The organism is Streptomyces sp. NPDC039424, from assembly GCF_055639495.1.
In genome coordinates, this window is sequence record NZ_JBVKAI010000013.1 from 129331 (window position 1) to 146803 (window position 17473).

The following is a 17473-nucleotide window of genomic DNA, read 5'->3' on the forward strand; positions in this document are numbered from 1 at the left end:
GTCCCCAACCGGGTACACATGCCTGGGTTCCTGACGCAGCAGCCGCGTGGCATACCGGCCTCCCCCACCCCCGGAGCAATACACCCACCGGCACACCGGAAGCACCGAACAATGGGCAGAACGAACCCCGACGAAAGGGGCGCGCAGATGTCTCATGAGACATAGCTCAGTCTGGAGAAGGACGGCTACCGCGCCCAACTCGCCGTGTACGCGGGCGGGCGGGTGCTGCTGCGCTCACGGCGCGGCACGGACATGACGGCCTCGTTCCCCGAGATCCGGGCGGCGGCCCTGGCGCAGCTGCCGGAGGACACTGGGCTGGATGGCGAGCTGGTGGTGTGGGAGCGGGACAGGCTGGCGTTCGAGCGGCTGCAACAGCGGCTTGCCCGGCGCGGGGCGGCTGCCGCTCAGGCGGCGCGGGAGCGGCCGGCGCACTTCGTGGCCTTCGACCTGGTCCACCGAGGCGACGACCTGACTGGCTGGCCGTACGCCCGGCGCCGTGCGGCAACAGGCCGCCACCGCTTACGTGCGCGGCCTGTTGGTGACCGCAGGCATCCTTCCGAAGCGCGACGAGAACCTCGCCCTCCTTACCTTGCACGGACCCTTACCAGCCTCCCTTCCCACCACGTTACGCTCATCCGCCCGTTCGCCGAATGGCAGGTAATCCGCGATGCCCGACGGTGCTCCGCACGGGGCCGCTACTCCTTCAACGCTCACAAGGGCGACTGCGGCAACATCCGCGCCGCCATCCAATTCACGAGCACTGGCGGCTGTGCAAGCAGCACGGCGTCGTGGGCGCCGATCTGGTTGCCGTACGGCAGGCCCCCATTGGTGCAGGAAATCGCCAAGCAGGCACGTCTGCTGTGGCCGCCGCGTCGGCCCACTCACGATCGGGGAACCCGCTGTTCGCCGACGGCCCGCTGCTGCGGCTGCTCGCGCTGGGCCACGCGATCTCCAGCGAGGCGGACGAGGTGGCGTTCTGCTCCTGCAGGGGTTCGACCTTGGACGGTGGGCGCTGCCCCTGCCCCACCTGCAGTGGTGGTGTGCCTGATACCCAGGGGCCGTTCGACCGCTGCGGGGTTCCGCGGAGGATGCGGTCAACGGTATGACGACTTCGAAGTTTCCGCTCTCGCCCCCGCGGCTCCTCGTCAGGAAGCCGCCGCACGGGAGGACCAGCAGGGCCCTCACCAGAGCAGTCTCCCAGTTCGGGTCGGTGCGGACCTTGCCGAGAATGCGTGTGTGCGCTGATGTTGAACCGGGTTCGTTGGATCTTCACTAACGAGTGACCTGCGGCGGCGGGGGTGAGTGGGGAAGTCCCAGGAAATTTCTCGGAGTTGACGGTGGTACGTTCATGGACATGCCGATGGGATACGTGGCGACGACCGCGCTCTTGACCTGGTGCACTTTCTTCTCCGTTGTCGCGCCACGCCGGCCCCGCCCACTGGCGTCCCTGAGTTTCTGGTTCGGGATGGTCCTCAACGAGGTGCCATTCCTGGGCATGTTTGCCGTAGTGACCTCCACGGCATTGGCCGCCGCCCAAGGCGATCTGGAGTCACCGGCCAGCAAGGTGACGGCCGCGGTGGCCTTCGCCACCATCCCCGGGATGGCCGTGTCCGCCTGGCGGGGCCTGCGGACGGATCAGGCGGTCGGGCGGGCTCTTGAGCAGGGCCTCGGCGCCGACTGGCGGGATCGTGTGCACGCACCGCTGCGCCGCCACCGGCCCTGGGCCCGCATCCTGCTGCTGCCGGGCCTGATGCGGCAGCGCGACGTGGAGCGGATCCCCAACATCAGCTACGGGGACGCCGGCCGCCGGAATCTGCTCGACATCTACCGTCGCCGCGACACACCGCAGAACGCGCCGGTCCTGATCTACTTCCACGGCGGCGGCTACACCAGTGGAGCGAAGAACCGCGAGGCACGGCCCCTGCTCTACCGGCTCGCCGGCCAGGGGTGGGTATGCATCAGCGCCAACTACCGGCTGCGGCCCCAGACCACTTTCCCCGGCCACCAGATCGACGCCAAGAAGGCCATCGCCTGGGTCCGCGAGCACGCCCCCGAGTACGGCGCCGACCCGTCGAAGCTGTTCGTGGCGGGCAGCTCCGCCGGCTCCAACCTGGCGGCCTTGTGCGCGCTCACGCCGAACGACCCGGTGTTCCAGCCCGGATTCGAGTCGGCCGACACCTCGGTCACCGCGGCGATCTGCCTCTATGGCTACTACGGCCACTTCTTCGGCGAGGAGCCCGACGCAACGCCGTCCCCGAACCAACCGTATGGGTACCTCAACTCCGGTGCGCCACCGTTCCTCATCGCCCACGGCACCAAGGACGCGCTGGCGACCGTCGAGGGCGCCCGGAACTTCGTCGACCGGCTGCGCCGCGCCTCGGACAGCACCGTGGTCTACGCCGAACTGCCCGGCGGGCAGCACGCGTTCGACCTGTTCCACTCCCCGCGCTTCGAGGCAGTCGTGGACGGCGTCGAGGCCTTCGCCGCCTGGGTCCTGGCTGCTCCGCAGCGCACTCCGGACTCAGCCCGTTAGGTCGTTTCTGATGGCTCTTGCTGGGTGGTTGGATCAGGGTCGGGGCTGGGCATGGGGGTCGTTGCGGCGACGCGAACTGGCGGATGCGCAGTAGCGGGAGATTGAGACCCGTGCATCGTGAAGTTCGCAGGTCGCGGGACTGGTGTGGGTGGGCGGGATGCTCGCGCTGATCGTCGGCCGGTGTCCACGGTGAAGATCGTCTGACATGTCGGCCGGGGTGCTGTCAGGTTCGGCTGCGGTGACCGTGCTGCCGCTCTTACGATCCGTCACCACACCGGTACGTCGGGAGACCGTGGGAGTGCGTGGGGATGCGGGAGCTGGAGCGGATCACGGCTCGCCGGGGTGAACTGGACACACTCGCGGCGGAGTTGGCCAAGCAGCTGCAGGAGGTCCAGGCCGAGCGGGAGGAATTGATCGTCGCCGAGCGGGTTTTGAACCGGCTGGCCGAGCAGGACCGGGCCGCGGACCAGAACGCCGCTGCCGTCGCCCCGACTCCCGCCCGGGTGGCGGGTCGGACAGTCCTGTTGATTCCGCACCGCAGTGAGGCTGAGGACGAGGGCGCGCTGCCCGGCGACTACCGCACGATTTTGGCGATCGTGTGGGAGGCCGACGGCCCGGTGCAGGTCAGGGTGGTCGGCGAGCGGCTGGGCCTGGACGCCTCGGTGCGCGGCAAGCCGGAGCCGCTGCGGGCGAAGATGACCAAGCTCGCCGACCGCGGCTGGTTGCACAAGCGGGGCGACGGGCGGTTCAGCGCACGTCCGTAGCCGCGCGGGGTGCGCCGTAACTGATGTGGCCCCGGCGGCAGTTGAGTTTGGTGTGAAGAAAAACAACGGTCTCGCCGAGGGCCTTGGCGGCCTTGTCTACACTGCCCGCCTGCCGCTGTCGAGCGCGACCTTGAACTATCTCGCCGACCTGATACGCGGCCACCTGAAGAAGATCGGCTCCCGGTGGCGGGTCCTGCCCGCCGGAAAGATCGCCGGCATCGTGCTGGCGGTGCTGCGCTGTGACCAGCGGCCCGGCGATCTGGCCGGCGGCAGTGCACCGCACCACGGTGAGCCGGTGGGTGCGCGAGGTCGTCGGCCTGCTGGCCGGCCGCGCCCCCCGCCTGGACCGCGCGTTGAAGAAGATCGCCCGCAAGGGCGGCGGCGTGGTCCTGCTGGACGGCTCCCTCATACGCACCCGCCGTCGCGCCGGGACGGACAACCGGCCGAACTACTCGGGCAAGCACAAATGCCATGGCCTGCTCGTGATCGCACTCACCGACGACCGCGGCCGACTGGTGTGGATCTCCGCGGTGCGGCCCGGACGCACGTCCGAGATCACCGCCTGCCGACACGACAAAATCACCGCCCGCCTGCCGGCCGCCGGGCTCGGCGCCATCGCCGACCTGGGGTTCATCGGCCTCGACGACGGTCCTCCTGACGCCGACCCGGCGGTGATCTGCGGCTACAAGGCGGCCCGCAACCGGCCCCTGACCCGCGGTCAGAAGCTGTCCAACAAGGCACTAGCCGCGGTGCGGGCCCCGGTCGAGCACGGCTTCGCCCATCTGAAGAACTGGCGCGTCCTCGGCAAGGTCCGCACCGACCCGAAGTGGGCGACCGCGCTGGTGCGAGCACTGCTCGTGCTGACGAACCGGGAAGTCACCCGCTGACGGATGATCTTGTCGCTCGACTACCGCCCCGGACCTGCCCGAGCCGCCCGACGCCTACGCACACCAGACCATCTCACGTGCAGCTTTCACGATGCACCAGGCTCACACAGCAGGGCAAGCACGCAGGACCGGAGCGCATGGCGGCACCCGGTATGGGTCGTCCCTGGCGACTGGACCTCCGCTGCTGGGTGCTGCTCGTGCACTTTCGACGACTGCACCGTCTTCCGCTCGCCGCTCGAGGACATTCTGACCGCGTCTCACCGGCTGGGACTGTACGAGTGGTTGCTGTCCTGCCCCGGGGTCGGCACGCACGCCTGGTCCCGGGCGGCGATCGGCCTACCGTCGGCTGAGAGGGGGCGCGCCCCGCGCACGGGGGCCCCCGGCCGCGCGACCGCGCCGGCGGCGGGGCCCCGCCCGTGCGGGGAGTGACGTGCCGCGGCTCCAGCTGCCGGTGCCTACGACAACTGCGCAGCATGACGGCAGGTCACCGGTTCTTTCTCGGGGCTGTGTTGTCAGTGGTGGGCGATACATTCGGGGTCTTGGAACCGCTATTGCACGACAGGAGTGGACGATGACCGAGAGCAGTGTGCTGCCCGCGCTCAGGGTGGTGCTGACGGACCTCAACGAGCGTGTAGTGGAGGCATGGCGCGCCGCGTTCGCCGACACCCCCGGCATCGAGATCCGCAAGGGCTCGATCCTCGACGAGGACGTCGACGCCTGGGTCACCCCCACGAACTCCCGGGGGCGGATGGACGGCGGGGTCGACGCCGTCATCAAGCGGTACCTGGGGTCTGGCATCCAGGTGCGCGTTCAGCGGGCGATCCGCGACCGGTTCGCCGGTCCCATGCCGGTGGGCAGCGCGGTCTGCGTCCCGTCCGGCGCAACCGTCCCCCGGTACCTGATATCGACGCCGACGATGGTGCGGTCCTCGCAGAACGTGAGCGCCACCCTGAACGTGGCGCTGGCCTGCGCGGCCGCTTTCCAGGCCGTCCACCGGCAGAACCGGAAGAAGCCGGGCAGTATCCGGTCCGTGGCGCTGGTCGGGATGGGAGCGCAGACCGGCCAGGTGCCGGCCCGGGTGTGCGCCAATCTGATGTGGACCGGCTACACGCTCTTCCACGACCACTGGTTCGAGGACGACGACGAGCTGCGGTCCACGATCATCTCCCAGCTTCAGGGGATCGAGAAAGCGCCCGTCGACCGGCGGGTGCGCATCGTGCCGCCGGCGGCCGTCACGCCCGTCGCCCCCGCGCCGGCACCCGAAACTGCCGCTCCCGCTCCCTCCGCGGCCCCCTGCTCTCCTTCTGCCACGACGAGCGAAAGCGCCTCCGCCATGACTGGATCAACGACCGGCGTCCCAGCTCCGGGCGAGCCGCTGCAGCCCCATCCCGATGCGAACGATCCCCTCGCCCTGACCGAGCTCTTCCACGGCGGCGGGGAGGCCTGGCTCCCGCTGCTGAAGCCGGTCATCGAGGCGCAGCCGGACGCCGCACGGTTCATCGGGAAGGACCGCAGCCACGAGGTGGTCCCAGTCCGCGAGCTGACGTTCCAGGCGCTCAAGCCGAACCCGCCGCACAAGTGGAAGGTCGTGGTCTTCGGTCAGAACCCGTACCCGCGGCCGGAAAGCGCCACCGGCATAGCCATGTTCGACAACACCTTCAGCGACTGGAAGGACAGCCAGTTCGGCCGGGTCGTCAGCATCCGGTGTCTCATCAAGGCGGCGGCGATGTGGAAGTACGGCATCGCCAAGAAGACCCCGATCGCCGACGTGCGGGCGCTGCTGAAGGAGCGGGACACGGTCCAGCCGCCGGAGTGGTTCCAGGCGATGCTGACGCAGGGCGTGCTCCTGCTGAACGCGTCACTGACCGCGAGCGGCGACGGGGCGATGGGTGCCGACCAGCACACGGCGTTCTGGCGGCCGGTCGCCGAGCGGATCGTCGAGGAGATCCTCAAGGCCAAGCAGAACGCGACCGAGGAGGACCGCGGGGTCGTTTTCGCGTGGTGGGGGGCGCACGCCCGCAGCCTTAAGCGGGTCGTCCTGCGGCTCCAGCAGAAGTACCCGGACGTCGAGGTCCGGCACCTCGACCACGCGAACCCGGCGGCACAGGGCGACATCTTCTGCGAGGGCGACCACTTCACCCAGGTCAACGGCGCCTTGACCTCGCTGGGCGCCGACCCCATCGACTGGCTGCCGAGCAAGGGGTGGAACGTGCCGGCGGCCGGCGTGGGCGGTGCGGACGGGGGTGTCTCGGCGCGCATGGGCGCTTTCATCGAGTCGACCATGAATTTGCACCAGCTGTACCTCGAGCGCCTCACCAGCGTCAAGGACGAGGGCCTGGTTCTGCCCGCGATCACCGGTGTCTTCGACACCCCGCTGATGAACTTCCAGGACGCCGTCGCCCCCGTCTCCGCGGCACTGTCAGGGATCGCCGGGCACAGCCAGCGCTCCCACGACTTCGGCAAGCTGCGTGCCGACCAGGCGGCTGGCGACGGCCTGTCCGCCGACGCAATCGCCGCGCTCCACCTCTACACCTGTGAGTCAGCCTTCTACCGCGAGATCAACAGCGTTCTGCGCTCCCCTGACCGCACCAGGGTTACGCCCTACCTGCCGTACCTGCGGCTGCTGTTCTGGGCGGTCTCGCAGTTGCCGGCCTACACGCAGCCGTTGTGGCGCGGGGTGTCGCTGGACCTTCGGACGCAGTACCCGGTGGGCCGGACGGTGACCTGGTGGGGCGTCTCCTCGTGTACCTCCGAGCTGAAGGTGGCCAGGGCGTTCTTGGGCAGTCGCGGCAAGCGGACCCTCTTCGAGGTGACGCCTGCCCGGGCGGTCGGGATCAAGAACTTCTCCGCCTTCACCGGCGAGGAGGAATACATCCTTACCCCGGGTACCCAGCTGAAGGTGACGGAGGTAAAGCACGAGCTCCGCGGGCTGTGCACGGTCCGGCTGAGCGAGGTCACGGACAACGCTCCCGTGGTGTCCTGAAACCGCCCCTGCCAGCCCACGGTGGTCACAGTCGTGGCTGCGGAACGCTCGTGCCCGGCAACCATGTAGCAGAGGCCGATACCCGTTTCTTCGCTGCCCCAGCTGGCCTGGGGTGTCTAGGGGTCGCTTGAAATGTTGATCTTGTCCGCGGAACGATCTTGGTGTGGCTCGTGAAGATCTGACAGACGAACAGTGGGAACGGCTGGAGCCGCTAATGCCGCCGATACTGAGGATGGGGCGGCCGCCGAGGGACCGGCGGCCGGTCTTAGACGGGATCTGGTGGCGGGCCAGGACCGGCTCGCCGTGGCGGGATGTGCCCGAGCGGTACGGGCCGTGGGAGACGGCCACTCGGTCTTCCGACGCTGGCAGATCGACGGCACCTGGGCCCGCATCCTGGAAGAGCTCCAGGTCAAGGCCGATGCGGACGGCGTGATCGAATAGGAGGTCTCCATCGACTCGACGGTGTGTCGGGCCCACCAGCACGCCGCCGGGGCAGGGAAAAAGGGGCTCACGATCCGGGCAGGGCGGGCCCGGACTACCTGGCGGCGGAGCCGGACGACCACGGTCTCGGGCGGTCACGCGGCGGCCTGACCACCAAGCTTCACCTGGCCGCGGACGCATCCGGGCACGTCCTGGCCGTCACGGTCACCGGCGGACAGCGCGGGGACGCCCAGCAGTTCACCCGCCTCATGGACCAGATCCGCGTCGCGCGGACAGGCGGCGGACGCCCGCGCACCCGGCCCTCTCGTGTGATCGCCGACCGGGCGTACTCCTCCCGCGCGATCCGCGCCTACCTGCGCCGCCGCCAAGTCCCGCACACGATCCGGAGAAGCGCGACCAGGCCTGGCCATCGGCTCCGCCGAGGCTCGGCAGGTGGTCGCCCGCCCGGCTTCGACCGCGAGGTCTACAAGCGCAGGCACAAGGTCGAGTGCCGGATCAGGCTGCTCAAGCAGGCTCGGGGCGTGGCCACCAGGTACGACAAGCTCGCCGTCCGCTACGAGGCGACCGTCCAGCTCACGCTGATACGGCAGTCGCTGTGACCACATCTCAAACGCTTCCTAGCGCAACCCTTGCCGCAACCCCGGCTCATGGCGCCGTGCGGCGTCCGGGCGGGGCCCTCATGCGGCCCATGCTGCTCACTGGGTGCGGGCCAGCTGCCGGCTCGGTGCGTGTCGCCGGCGCCGAGCGGACGGTATCCCAGTAGGGGTGCCACCACAGGCGTACGGACAGGCGCAGCAGGCGGGGGCGCCTGTGACCGCAGTGAAGGTTGAGCATTTCTCATCGAAGTCTGAGTGGCTGGATTGCTGGCGCCGCTGGGAGATGTGTGGGCGGTGGTTGCTCTCAGTCCCCAGCGGCGCAGAAGCACAGGTCAGCGGGTGGCGACGATGATGCTGAGTGAGCTAGCCAGGAAGGTCAGCACTCCCAGGCCGACCTGGATCGCCTGCACCAGCTGTGGGTGCCTGTGCGCAACGTAGGCGACGGCTCCGGAGAACAACAGGCACACCAGGAGCCACAGCAGGATGACTAGCGAGGCAAGTTCGGACAGTGTGAGCATGGATGATCCCTCTACCGTGTAATGCATGCAGTGCATGCATGTTGTAGGCCTGGCCGCAAGGCGCGGCTGGCCGCTGCCCCAGTGGTAGGACTCGCCGGTGAGCTTGTCGCGCACCGGCACCAACCAGTGCCAGCCCATCCCGAGTTGAGGCATGTCCAACGAGACCGCGGCCTCCTGGGTGTGGTGCGGGCCGAGGTTGGCGACCACCAGAACCGTGTTCGATCCGCTCCGCTTCGAGCAGGCAGTTACAGCGTTCTTTTCGGCGTGGTGGAAGTGCAGGTCGCGCAGCTGCCTCAGAGCCGGGCTTTGCCGCCAGACGGTGTTCAGCCTGGTGATGAGCGGCGCGATGGTACGGCCCGTACGGTCGGCGGCCTCCCAGCCGCGGGGTTTCAGCTGGTCCTTCTCCGAGTCCAGGTACTCCTCGCTGCCCTCTGTTCTCGCACAGCTCGTAACCGCTGTAGATGCCCCGGACGGGGGGGGAGATGGGCGCGGCCAGCACGGCCCGCACCTCGAACGCAGGCTGCCCGCCGTGCTGGAGGTAGGCGGGCAGGATGTCGGGGGTGTTGGCGAAGAAGTTCGGCCTCGGTCAACCGCGGAAACTTAGATTGCTCCGCGTCGAGGAACACGCGCATACCGCGCTGATGGCGTCTACAGGCCCCGGAGTCGGACGCCGATGTTGGCATGCATCTGCGGGTCCTTCGCGTACTCAGCCCACATGTAGTCGCCCTACTCCTCCTGTGGTCCGGCCCGGTGTGTGCTGGGTGCCGGGCTGCTGGGTGTGCGGCGGCGGGGCCGTTGCCGGGGCGGGCTGCGGTCGGGGGCCGAGGGCGAGAGCACGCTCCCGGGCGCCCAACCGTGCCCCATTCTCGTGACTGTGCACGGGGTTCGCCAGTGCACTGCTGTGACCGGCGTCGACGAGCAGTGCGTCGACGCAACGCCCCCGGAAGCCACCGTTCCAGGGAGCGCAGCAGCGTCAGTTGCCCGCCAGGCTCTTCCTGACCGCTCCTCGCACCAAACCGGGGTTGGACATGCCATGGCCGCCCCCGGTTCAGGACGGTGCGCGGAACCCGCACAGGCCGTGCGTCGTCAGCCAGCCCGGGCGGCGAGCAACTGGGCCCGGGTGTAAGTGGTCGTTTGGTCATCGGGGGTGTCACGCAGCAGTTCGAACAGACCGCGCCGTGCAGCAGGATCTGCCGCTCGGACGGCGGGGGCGGAGATGTCGTCGAGGAGGACGTCGACGAGACGGGCGAGGGTGTGGCAGCCGCTGCCCGAGTAGCCGAAGCCGATGCCCCAGCCTTCCCTCTCGGGGGCGAGCCAGAGTGTGCCGTCCTGGGTGCGGACCCAGCAGGTGTGGCCGCCGCCGCTGAGAACGACGGCGGCGAGCGGCGAGCGGGTGGGCAGGCACTGCAGGCTGTACGTGTAGAGGGCGGCGTTGAGGCTGCCCGGGGCGCGGTGCACTACGGGGAGGCTGGTGACCGGGTCGTGCAGGAGGACGTCGGTGTCGGCGTCGCCGGCGTTGTGCAGCAGGACCTTTTCCAGGACGGTGGGCGGCTGGTCATCAACGGCGGGGACCAGGCGCTGGGCCCATTCCTGGGCGATGGCGCAGGAGGTGGGATCCAGGTCGGTGACGGCGCCGGTGTGCCAGTCCTGGCCGCCGTCCCAGCGCTGGGCGAAGTCTGCGACGCGGTGGGCGAGGACGTCGCGGCGCTCGGTGATGCTCAGCCAGCCGGCGCGGCGGACCATCTCCGTCGGTTCCTGCGGGTCGGGGCGTAGCAGCGGGGCGGGCACCGCGCCGAGGACGAGGTGTGCGCCGTCGCCGCCGTCGGCCGCGTTCTTGCGCAGCTCGGCGATCTGGCGGGTGACCTCGGTGTGGCCGCGGCGGCGGATTTCCCTGGCGAGGTACCAGCACAGCTCGGCTGCCGGGGAGCCGTCCGGCTCGTCGGCGGCGAGCTCGGTGAGCGCCGTGATGGGGGTGGCGATGTCCCGGGCCGGTACCGCCGCCGGTGGGGAACCCGGGCGCCAAGAGGCGATCGCGTCATGGTCGCGCAGTGCGTGGAACCAGTACGGTGCCGGCTGCCCGAGCGCTGCCGCCAGCTGGGCCCAGGTCGTCTCGTACTGCTTGCCGGATGCACCGATGTCGTAGGCGAGGAGCTGGGGGACGTATGGCTGGGTCACCTGCGTTGCGGTCTGCGCCGCCAGCACGCACGCGTACCGGTCGCCAAGACGCGTACCGTGACGGTGACGCAGGGCGCGAACGACCACCTTGCAGCTGGCGTTGCCGGCGGTCAGCGAATGCACCAGTCCCACGCCGCCTCGGTCGGTATCCCAGCGCAGGACCGCGTAGCCGCCGAGGAACTCCACTCCGTCGAAAACGACGTCGCCGGTTGGCGCCTGTTGGAGCCACGTTCCCCGCTCACTGTCACTGTCGCCGTCCGGTGTGCTCCGCGTGAACAGCCCCATGCCTCCCCTCCCCGAGATATGTCGGCACGTACCACCCGGACCGGTCAACACCTGGGCCACCGTGCCGACTTCACCCTGCCCGTCCTCACGAGCCGGTACTCGCACCACACCAATCGGGCACGGCAACGAGTCCAGCTCGGCAGAAGCGCGCCGCCCCGAAGCCAGGGCGACGGCGCAGCAAGGAGCCGGCTGTCCGTTGTCCTTGTGGACCACCGCGGAGCGGTGCCAGCAGGCGACGCGGTGGCCCGCGCTGAACGCGGGGTAGTCGTCCGGTGCCAGACTCGACTCGCTTAGGTGCACCACCTCGCCAGGCGCGAAGATCGTCCGGTTGCGGCGCGGTCGCTAGCCCGGCCCGGCGTTCGACGCTCCTGTCATGAACTCGCGCCGTCGGCGCCCGCGACAGGGCCGGGGCGGCGGGCCGGCGGGTAGTGGCCCTCGTCCTCAAGTATCTGTGCCTGTATCTCCGCCTCCGTGATGCGCACTCCGGTGGCCTCGTGCAGCAGCAGCTGGTAGTTCGCGATCTCCAGCAGGTGGTCCGGGAGTTGGAAGGCAAGCCGGTAGGGACGCTTGCGCCACCAGTCCTTGATCCAGGTCGCCGGTCTGCGGATCAGGTTCTCGCCGTAGCCCGTCACGTTGAGAGGGTTCGCTGTGGCCTTGACGACGTCGGGCAGCAGACCGATCGAAGTCTCCAGGACGGCGGAGGTGGCGCCGTCCGGCCTCCGGAGTTCCTCCAACACTGCAGCGAACCGTTGCCGGCTGCGGTGCCGTTCGCCGAGGGTCCGTGAGGCGGCTGAGTCCTCCTGAAGCTTGCGGAACGCGTCGCGCAGGCCCTGGTAACGCCTGCGCACCGAGAGCAGGCTGTCTGGCACCGATCGGAGCTCACGAAGGGTGTCCAGGAAGACGGCGGCGCCCGGCGGCAGATAGATCGGCAGCGTCGCCTCGGTCTCGTACACCTCGTCCACGGTGGGGCGGACCGCTCCGCGACCGCGCCGTACGCCTGCTCCCGCAGGGAGCGGTCGACGTACTGTGTGATCGCCCTGTAGGACGGGAGCCTTCGACTTGACGGGTACATGGACAGACCCAGCCGGGGTGCCAGGCGCCAGTAGACGAAGGTGCGAAGCGTCGACACCGCCCTGAACATGGAGCCGCTGCCGAAGAACTGGACATCGGCGATGATCGTGCGCACGATCGCCGTCAGGGAGTCCTCCGCGAGGTCGCCGCGGACGAAGTGGCGGCCCTCCATGCCGTCACGGAACGCGTCGATCATGCTGGTGGTCCTGCTGTACGTCCCAGTCTCGTCCTCTTCGGCGAGGCTGTCCTGCACGACCGCCGCGATGTCTTCCAACAACGAAGAGACGCTCTCGCCTTCCATCGCGTTGAGGAACAGTACGAGTTCGCTCGCGATGGCTGGACCATGCTCGGCAACGTCGATCTCCTCGACGATGCCCAGGTTGATCAAGGAGCGGCGAAGTTCCAGTTCCTCAGCGTCTGGCGGGGTCTCGCAGCGAAGGATGTACAACTTGTCGTAGAGCAGCAACGCGTCGCAGAGGGCGGATAGATCTGCCAGACGCTCGGCGTTCGTCACCGGAACGGCCCGGAGCCGGTCCTCCAGTTGCGCGGCCAACACGGAGTCGAATCCCGTGTCCACCAAGTAGGTTGCGAAGGCTTGACCGTGCGGGACGTTCTGCAGCAGGCGGGCGGCATCGGCGATCATGGTCTGATCTACGAGGACCGTTCCTGATGCGTTATCAAGAGTCAAGGGCACCTCCTCGTGGCCAGTCCAGTGTTCGTGCCATCGCCCGGATTTATCCATCAATACGGTGACTTCAGTGCAGCCCGGGCGGCGACATGCTTTCCCGGACTGGACGATTCGCGGTTTTGCCCGCCCCTCAGTGACGGCTACGGCCAATGCTGCGTCGCTCATGCGGCAGGCGCCCTGCGCGATCACCGCCGGCGCCAGGCGGCATCGCGCAGAAAGCCAGCGCTGCCATCCGACACCCAGTGAGCCTGCGGCTGACCCCAGCCCAAGGGCGCAGCCCGTCTTCAGGCGGCCGAATGCATGACGATCTGTCCTGCCGCCTAGCAGCCCCTCGGGTGCGGGCCGGCGGGCGCATCCCTCGGCGCGGACGGTGGCGAGGAAGGCGTGGGCGAGCAGCGCAAGGGTGGCCCAGCGGGCCCACGAGGGAAAGCGGCGGACCTGGTGCTCATCGAGCCCGGCCAGCCCTTTCCCGCTCTGGAAGGTCTCCTCCATCCGCCATCTGGATCCGGCAACCCGCACCAGCTCGGCCAAGGGCACCAGCTCGGGTGAGGAAACAGCGGTAGTAGGCGCGTTCGCCGGTCGTGCGGTTGCGGCGGATCAGCATCTGATGACGGCCCCGGGCCCGTTCGAAACGAGGTCGATGAGGGCCCAGTCTGGGCTTGATCCGCTTTGGCGGACATCCGACCATGGCATCTCCCAGCACGCCTCCGACGCGCACCGGAAGGCGGCACATTGCCGGAGTGGTGACGCAAAGTCGGACAGGTCGCTGGATTGAGTCAGGCAGAGCTGTCATCTCTGATCGAGTGATGGCGATGGGTACTGCGACGATCCGCCGGCATCCGTGAACTGCAGCGGATCCGGGGGGAATTCAGCGCAGCAGCGGCTCCTGGGAGGGGCACGCCGAGATGTCAGGGTGTGGGCGCCTGCAGGAGGGCGGCGAACTGCTCCAGGGCGAGATTGATGCGCTCGCGTTCGCCGGTGGTGGTGAGGTCGAACAGCAGGCCTCGCATGACGGCCATGACGAGGGTGGGGGTGGCGGTGTCGTCGTTCCCGGTGGCGATGTCGGCGAAGACGGTGCGCAGTGGGCCGAACCAGTCGGTGACCGCCCCCGCCTGGTCCGGGTAGCGCTCGGCGTGGGCCAGCAGGTCGGCGTGGACTTCGAAGAACAGTCGAACAAACGGGGCGCGTTCGGGCGCACTCAGCCACGTCCAGATCCCGCCCAGCCGCTCCTGGACGGTGGCGCCGCTCGGCGGCAGGCCGTGCGCGAGGCGCTCAGCGCCGCGCCGGCGCGCCTCGGCGAGAACCGCGGCCACCAGCTCCTGCTTGCTGCCGAAGTCGTAGAGCAGCATCCGCGGGCTGGTACCCAGTGCCACCGCCAGCGGGCGAAGACTCAACCCGGCCAGCCCCTCTGCGAGGACGTAGTCGGTGGCCTGCGCCAGAACGCGGTCACGCCGGGCGGGATCGGAAGGTCGTCCCACGGTGCACCGTCCTCTCGTGCGATAGCGCCGTGCAAGTATATGACACAGGCGTTTCAATAACGGACGGAGAGCCATGAAGACCGACGGCATGCACGACCTCGACCGGGCACTGGTCCTGGGGCCCGGCGGGCGCCTTGGCACCGCATGGACGGCCGGACTGACGGTGGGCCTACGCAGCTTCGGGGTTGACCTGGGTGAGGCTGACCTCATCGTGGGTACCTCAGCCGGGGCGATCGTCGGCGCAGTCATCGCCACCGGGCAGGACCCCGCCCGCCTCGCCACCGTCCGGCCCTCCGCCAACGCCTCGTCCGCGCCGCACCGCCCCGACCCGGCAGTGACCGGGGCGGTGTTCGCCGTCCTCAGCGACCCGGGCCTGAACCCTGCCGACGCCCGTCGCCGGGTGGGCCGCATCGCCCTGGAAACCGTCGACGCGGAGGCGGAGAACCAGCTGATCGCCCAGCGCGCCGCACTGATCGCCGCCGACAGCTGGCCGCGACGCCCTCTGCTGATCCCGGCCGTTGACGCCGAGAGCGGCGAGCCGATCGTGTGGGACGCCACCGCGGGCGTCCCACTGGTTCGCGCGGTCGCCGCGTCCAGCGCTTTCCCTGGGATTGAGCCCCCTGTCGCCATCGACGGCCGCCGCTATCTGGACGGCGCCTTGCGAGCCGGCACCAACACCGACCTGGCGGGCGATGCCCGCACGGTGGTGGTGGTCGACCCGCTCGCCCACCACCACTCACACCCCACGGCCGACGGTGCCCACATCCTGGCCCCCGATCCGGCCGCGGTGCGCCTCCTGGACGCCGAGCAGAGCGACCCTGAAGCGTGGAAGGCGGCCTACCAGGCGGGCGGGGCCCAGGCCAGCGCGGCAGCTGAGGGACTACGCGCGCACTGGCGGCCTGCCTCGGCCCGCGGCTGAAAAGACTCCGAGTCGCTCTTCGCTCCACCCCTTTGCATTTTGGGCGATGTGGATCGATCGAGTGAGCACGTTTCCGGGTCAAGGCCCTTCACCGCCTGGACCCGTGGCAACTCCCCCGGGCACCTCCACGCGAGTGAACCTGGTCGCCTTCCCGGCCGTCCGGCTACCCGTAGAACGCTATCCCTGGAACATGATCAAAACTCTGATGCGGTCCGCGGCGGTCGCCGCTTTGAGTCTCTTCCCGCTGACGGCCTCCACCTCAGCCTCCGGCGCACCCGGCACGGCTCGCGCCGACATCGACTGCCCGTCCGGCTACGTGTGCATCTACCCGGAGATCAACTTCGGCGGCCAGCCCTGGGTCCGGCGCGCGGTCGACGGCAGCGTGAAAGACCTGCCGGCCGCGATCCGCGACCGCGGCAGCTCGATCAGGAACAACTCCGACCGCACCGCCCGCGTCTACGAGAAGAGGAACTACGCCGGCCGGTGGGTCTGCGTAGCCCGCAGCGGCGGCTCCATCCATGACCTGCGCGGCTACAACCTCAACGACCAGACCCGCTCTTTGAAGATCAACCGCAACGACTGCGGATAGAACCCCGGCCACCGGAGCAGCCGACGCCCCGGCGCGGGCTACCGCCGACCAGAGGTGAGCCCTCCGTCCCTGAACAGCAGGGCCGGGGGCCCAGGATCCGGGCGCGCATTCACGTCCGTCGCTGAGTCGTCCGGTCCAGGTGACACTGGCTCGCATCCGAGCGTAAGGCAGTCACCGACCCTCCGTGTCAGACGCGACGCCAGCCGCACAGGAACGCGCTGCCGCCCACCTGCGCCGGCGCGGCAGCTGGACAGACGCGGGTCCCCGTCCCAGCTCGGGGGATCCCACGACGGAGACCCGCATCTCCATCATCGCCCCGCCAGTGTCCGGCTATGCGCTGTGCCGGGGCTTGCGCGCCGTCGCCTTCTTCGCGGCCGTCTTGCCGGCGCTGGCCTTCGCCGTGGGCTTCTTGGCGGGCGGCTTCGTCTCTGGCAGTTCGTGCACCTCCGCCGGACCCCGGCTACGGGAGGCCTCGGCTTTGGCGACGCTCTCCTTCAGGGCTGACATCAAGTCGAGTACGGCGCCCGGCTGCGGCTCCTGCTGGGGTGTCTCGGGCAGCGGCTGCTCCGCCCGCTTCGCCTCGATGATCTTCTCCAGGGCCTCGGTGTACTCGTCACGGAACCCAGGACCCGCCAGATCGTCGCGGAACATCGTGTCCATCAGCGCCAGCGCGCCCTCGATCTCCCCTTCGGCCACGTCGACGGCCGGCGGGTACAGCTGCGAGGGATCGCGGATCTCGTCCGGCCAGCGCATCGCATGCAGCACCAGCACTTGCTCGCGGACCCGCAGCAGGCCCAGCCGCTCCCGGCCCGACCAGGCGTACTTGGTCACCGCCACCTTCGATGATCTGCCCAGTGCCTGAACGAGCAGTTGGTAGGGCTTCGCCGCGACCTGGCCGTCCGGCTGCAGGTAGTAGCCCTCGCCGATCCGCAGCGGGTCCACCGACTCCAGCGGCACGAACGCCTCGATCTCGATCGCCTTCGCGGTCGGCAGCGGCAGGTTCCGCAGCTCCTCGTCCGTGATGGGGATGACTTGCGTCCTGGTCAGCTCGTAGCCCTTGCCGATCTCGCTCTGGCTGACCTCGCGGTCCTCCAGCTCGCACACCTTGCGCACCCGGACCCTCGACATATCCGCAAGGTGAAACTGGTGGAAGCGCACCGAATGATCCTAGGTAGCGGACACCACGTGGATGGGAACGGTCACGAGACCGAAGCTGATCGCACCACTCCAGATCGTCCGGGGCATCGCACACCTCCGCATACGCCCCGAGCACCCCCAGCCCAGCCACACCAGCGCCGGCCCTCACCGCATCCCCAGCCGCATGCTCGCTGCCACGCGGCGCAAGCCCTGGCCGTCTGTCGCCAGTCGCGTCCAGCGTGTCAGATACGGTCCGAGTCATGGACGGCTCAGGCCGGTCGTCTCCTTGGACAGGCGGGCCGCCTCCTGGACGCCGTGCTCCTGTGCTTCCTGTGCTTTTTGGTGTGCCGCGCCATGAACATCCGCTCCCCCACGGGCACGCGGCCCCCTACGAGGGGCCGTGATGGCA

At 69.2% G+C, this 17473-nt stretch carries 11 protein-coding genes and 4 pseudogenes; 8 read left to right on the forward strand and 7 right to left on the reverse strand.

The window, feature by feature from the left end; genetic code table 11:
- Positions 1-171: 171 nt before the first annotated feature.
- The 6 genes and pseudogenes from ACZ7L0_RS28835 (at position 172) to ACZ7L0_RS28860 (ending at position 8207) form a co-directional block, all read left to right on the forward strand.
- The gene (locus ACZ7L0_RS28835; RefSeq protein WP_471245562.1) at positions 172-1245 is read left to right on the forward strand and encodes an ATP-dependent DNA ligase; all 1074 of its coding nucleotides are present in this window, start codon (positions 172-174) and stop codon (positions 1243-1245) included.
- Positions 1246-1495: 250 nt separating this feature from the next.
- Positions 1496-2533, forward strand: coding sequence for an alpha/beta hydrolase (locus ACZ7L0_RS28840; protein WP_471245452.1), 1038 nt, complete (start codon positions 1496-1498; stop codon positions 2531-2533).
- 308 nt (positions 2534-2841) lie between these two features.
- Positions 2842-3297: a hypothetical protein gene (locus tag ACZ7L0_RS28845; RefSeq protein WP_471245563.1), complete on the forward strand. Its 456-nt coding sequence runs from the start codon at positions 2842-2844 to the stop codon at positions 3295-3297.
- Positions 3298-3536: 239 nt separating this feature from the next.
- Complete coding sequence (locus ACZ7L0_RS28850) at positions 3537-4184, forward strand: transposase family protein (RefSeq protein WP_471245453.1); 648 nt, start codon at positions 3537-3539, stop codon at positions 4182-4184.
- 571 nt (positions 4185-4755) lie between these two features.
- The gene (locus ACZ7L0_RS28855) at positions 4756-7167 is read left to right on the forward strand and encodes an ADP-ribosyltransferase domain-containing protein (protein WP_471245454.1); all 2412 of its coding nucleotides are present in this window, start codon (positions 4756-4758) and stop codon (positions 7165-7167) included.
- Positions 7168-7330: 163 nt separating this feature from the next.
- Positions 7331-8207, forward strand: a pseudogene (locus ACZ7L0_RS28860) (IS5 family transposase).
- 590 nt (positions 8208-8797) lie between these two features.
- Here ACZ7L0_RS28860 and ACZ7L0_RS28865 read toward each other — a convergent pair.
- The 6 genes and pseudogenes from ACZ7L0_RS28865 to ACZ7L0_RS28890 all read right to left on the reverse strand — a co-directional run.
- A pseudogene (locus tag ACZ7L0_RS28865) lies at positions 8798-9305 on the reverse strand (alpha-1,4-glucan--maltose-1-phosphate maltosyltransferase); the annotation flags it as partial.
- A 503-nt stretch (positions 9306-9808) separates the two neighbouring features.
- The gene (locus ACZ7L0_RS28870; protein ID WP_471245455.1) at positions 9809-11182 is read right to left on the reverse strand and encodes a hypothetical protein; all 1374 of its coding nucleotides are present in this window, start codon (positions 11180-11182) and stop codon (positions 9809-9811) included.
- A gap of 371 nt (positions 11183-11553) precedes the next feature.
- Complete coding sequence (locus ACZ7L0_RS28875; protein WP_471245456.1) at positions 11554-11814, reverse strand: hypothetical protein; 261 nt, start codon at positions 11812-11814, stop codon at positions 11554-11556.
- Positions 11811-12941 carry a hypothetical protein gene (locus tag ACZ7L0_RS28880; RefSeq protein WP_471245572.1) on the reverse strand — a complete coding sequence of 377 codons (1131 nt, stop codon included), beginning with the start codon at positions 12939-12941 and terminating at the stop codon, positions 11811-11813. The genes ACZ7L0_RS28875 and ACZ7L0_RS28880 overlap by 4 nt, the downstream gene beginning before the upstream one ends.
- Positions 12942-13265: 324 nt before the next feature.
- Positions 13266-13595, reverse strand: a pseudogene (locus tag ACZ7L0_RS28885) (IS701 family transposase); the annotation flags it as partial.
- 254 nt (positions 13596-13849) lie between these two features.
- Complete coding sequence (locus tag ACZ7L0_RS28890; RefSeq protein ID WP_471245457.1) at positions 13850-14419, reverse strand: TetR/AcrR family transcriptional regulator; 570 nt, start codon at positions 14417-14419, stop codon at positions 13850-13852.
- 73 nt (positions 14420-14492) lie between these two features.
- On the opposite strand from ACZ7L0_RS28890, the gene ACZ7L0_RS28895 reads away from it, so the two are divergent.
- Together ACZ7L0_RS28895 and ACZ7L0_RS28900 are read left to right on the forward strand one after the other, a co-directional pair.
- A complete protein-coding gene (locus tag ACZ7L0_RS28895) occupies positions 14493-15338 on the forward strand; it encodes a patatin-like phospholipase family protein (RefSeq protein WP_471245458.1) in 846 nt (281 codons plus the stop codon).
- Positions 15339-15528: 190 nt separating this feature from the next.
- On the forward strand, positions 15529-15927 hold the full coding sequence (locus ACZ7L0_RS28900) for a peptidase inhibitor family I36 protein (RefSeq protein WP_471245459.1): 399 nt from the start codon (positions 15529-15531) through the stop codon (positions 15925-15927).
- 330 nt (positions 15928-16257) lie between these two features.
- Here the strand turns inward: ACZ7L0_RS28900 and ku are convergent.
- Positions 16258-17172: pseudogene (ku, locus tag ACZ7L0_RS28905) on the reverse strand (non-homologous end joining protein Ku).
- Positions 17173-17473: the final 301 nt, after the last annotated feature.

Excerpts from the sequence above, each read along its gene's own strand:
- ACZ7L0_RS28870 (WP_471245455.1), bottom strand. The coding sequence starts at position 11,182 with ATGGGGCTGTTCACGCGGAGCACACCGGACGGCGACAGTGACAGTGAG.
- ACZ7L0_RS28840 (WP_471245452.1), top strand. The coding sequence starts at position 1,496 with ATGTTTGCCGTAGTGACCTCCACGGCATTGGCCGCCGCCCAAGGCGAT.
- ACZ7L0_RS28895 (WP_471245458.1), top strand. The coding sequence starts at position 14,493 with ATGAAGACCGACGGCATGCACGACCTCGACCGGGCACTGGTCCTGGGG.
- ACZ7L0_RS28855 (WP_471245454.1), top strand. The coding sequence starts at position 4,756 with ATGACCGAGAGCAGTGTGCTGCCCGCGCTCAGGGTGGTGCTGACGGAC.
- ACZ7L0_RS28900 (WP_471245459.1), top strand. The coding sequence starts at position 15,529 with ATGATCAAAACTCTGATGCGGTCCGCGGCGGTCGCCGCTTTGAGTCTC.
- ACZ7L0_RS28845 (WP_471245563.1), top strand. The coding sequence starts at position 2,842 with ATGCGGGAGCTGGAGCGGATCACGGCTCGCCGGGGTGAACTGGACACA.